Source organism: Natronomonas aquatica (assembly GCF_024449025.1).
Classification (GTDB): domain Archaea; phylum Halobacteriota; class Halobacteria; order Halobacteriales; family Haloarculaceae; genus Natronomonas; species Natronomonas aquatica.
In genome coordinates this window covers 63,672-65,733 of sequence record NZ_JAHLKM010000015.1, presented here as the reverse complement: position 1 = coordinate 65,733, position 2,062 = coordinate 63,672, and the positions used below count along the sequence as shown (strand labels likewise).

Annotated in this window: 2 protein-coding genes; one reads left to right on the top strand and one right to left on the bottom strand. The window is 64.5% G+C overall.

The window, feature by feature from the left end; genetic code table 11:
• Window positions 1-245 precede the first annotated feature (245 nt).
• Entirely contained in the window at window positions 246-1,178 is a 933-nt protein-coding gene (gene rnz / locus KM295_RS11260; RefSeq protein ID WP_256030053.1) for a ribonuclease Z, read from the bottom strand.
• Between the two features lie 125 nt (window positions 1,179-1,303).
• On the opposite strand from rnz, the gene KM295_RS11255 reads away from it, so the two are divergent.
• A partial coding sequence (locus KM295_RS11255; RefSeq protein ID WP_256030052.1) for an AAA family ATPase occupies window positions 1,304-2,062 on the top strand: 759 nt, incomplete at its 3' end.

Here is a 2,062-nt window from a genome sequence, read left to right as displayed (position 1 = left end):
CTTGCAGGGCGTTGGTACTGCTGGACACAGTTTCCAAACCCTGCGGCCTCCCTTGGGAGGCTTTCTATGACACGCTCCTATCTGGTTAGTAATAACATCCTACTCATTTCTGATTCGATTACCGGATGGCACAGACGGTATAAATTGAGCTAAGTGATCGGATTCAGAGTTGCTGAATTCTCTGTATTCAGCACCCAGCTTGTATCAGTATTTAATTATTTCAACAGAGCCGGATCGACGGATGCCTACTTGACGTCGGGATACGGAACCGAGACGACGTCGCCGTCGTCGGGGACGAAGGCGCGCTCGCCGTCGAAGCGTTCGCGAGCTTCCCGCTCGAGCGGGGCGACGCTGCCGGCGTACCGCGAGGAGACGTGGACGAGCGCCAGCCGTCTCGCGTCCGCCCGGTCGGCGAGTTCGGCCGCCTCGCCGGCCGTCGAGTGGGCGGTCCGACCCGCCCGCCCCGCGTTGTCGCTGCCGAACGTCGCGTCGTGGATCAAAAGATCCGCCCCCGCGGCCATCTCGGCGGTCCGGTCGGTCGGTCGCGTGTCGCCGGTGTAGACGACCCGCCGGCCGGGGCGGGGATCGCCGACCACCTGTTCGGGTTCGACGACGGTCCCGTCCTCCAGTTCGACCGCCTCGCCCGCATGCAACCGCTGGAACTTCGGCCCGACCGGGACGCCGAGTTCCTCGGCACGCTCGCGGTCGAACCGGCCCTTGCGCTCGTCTTCGATCAGGGCGTACCCGACCGACCGCGCGTCGTGGTCGGTCCCGAACCCCCGGATCTCGTATGCCGGCCGTTCGAGCGCGACGTCGCCGTCGCCGACCCCGCGGATCGAGAGCGGAAACGAGGGACGGCCCGCGGCGGCCTCGAGCATCGCCCGGAGATCGCCTGCGGTCCCCTTCGGGGTGTGGATCGAAAGCGCCGCCTCACGGTCGTTGAAATCCATCGTCTGGAGTAACCCCGGCAGCCCCAGGGTGTGATCGCCGTGCAGATGCGTGAGGAAGACGTGTGAGACGCCGAACCCGGTCCCGAACCGCATCATCTGTCGTTGGGTCCCCTCGCCGCAGTCGAAGAGCAGGCGATCGCCCTCCCGGCGACAGAAGACGGAGCTCGTGTTCCGCTGGGTCGTCGGTACGGCTCCGCCCGTCCCGAGAAACGTCACGCGAAGCGACATACACCCATTCAGCGGCGACACGGATAAACCGACTTCGGTGTCCGTTCGGCCCGCCGCACCGTCGGTTCCACGTTCGAGTGCGGTTTCGACGGGCTTATACCCGCCTCGCTACAAGAATGCGGGGAATGAGCAGCCCCGAACTCGATGTCGTTGAGTTCCTGTTGACTGCGGCGATCTACACCGAACACCGCGATCTCGACGAGCGGGATCTCCCGCCCCGATACCGGCGCGTCTTCTGGGAGGACGGCGAGGTCGAACGCCCGCTGACGACGACCACGAACACCGCCGCCGCCGCGACCGGCGTCGATCGGCCGTGGGACGCTATCTCGGGGCTGATGTTCACCGACCGCGACGAGTTCTCCGGGAAGATCGAGTTCACCGACCGCGAGATGGCCGAGTCGTGGTTCCTCGAACGAATCTCCGCGGAGACGCTCCACGACAACCCGACGCTCGCGTACGCCTTCGGCGACAAAGTCGACGACGAGGTCGATTACGAGACCGCACGCGAGAAGAACCGTCCGATCCACGCCGACCGGGTCTGGATCGATTCGCTCCTCGAGGAGATGTTCGACGAGGACGAAAAAGAGATGCTCGATCTCGTCGAGATCCGGGCCCCCGAGGAGATCGAGATGACGCTCGAGGACCTCGTGTTGACCGCCGATCAGGAAAACGAGATCCACAAGGTCGCCAAGGCGATCGAACACCGCGATTATCTCGCCGAGATCGGCCTCAGGGAGATCGGCAAACTGCTGTTTGTCGGCCCGCCGGGTACGGGCAAGACCTCCGTCGCGCGTGCGCTCGCACAGGATCTGGATCTCCCGTTCGTCGAGGTCAAACTCTCGATGATCACGAGCCAGTACCTCGGCGAGACGGCGAAAAACGTC

Bases quoted from the DNA above. Each gene is read 5' to 3' on its own strand.
- rnz (WP_256030053.1), bottom strand. From the start codon at position 1,178: ATGTCGCTTCGCGTGACGTTTCTCGGGACGGGCGGAGCCGTACCGACG.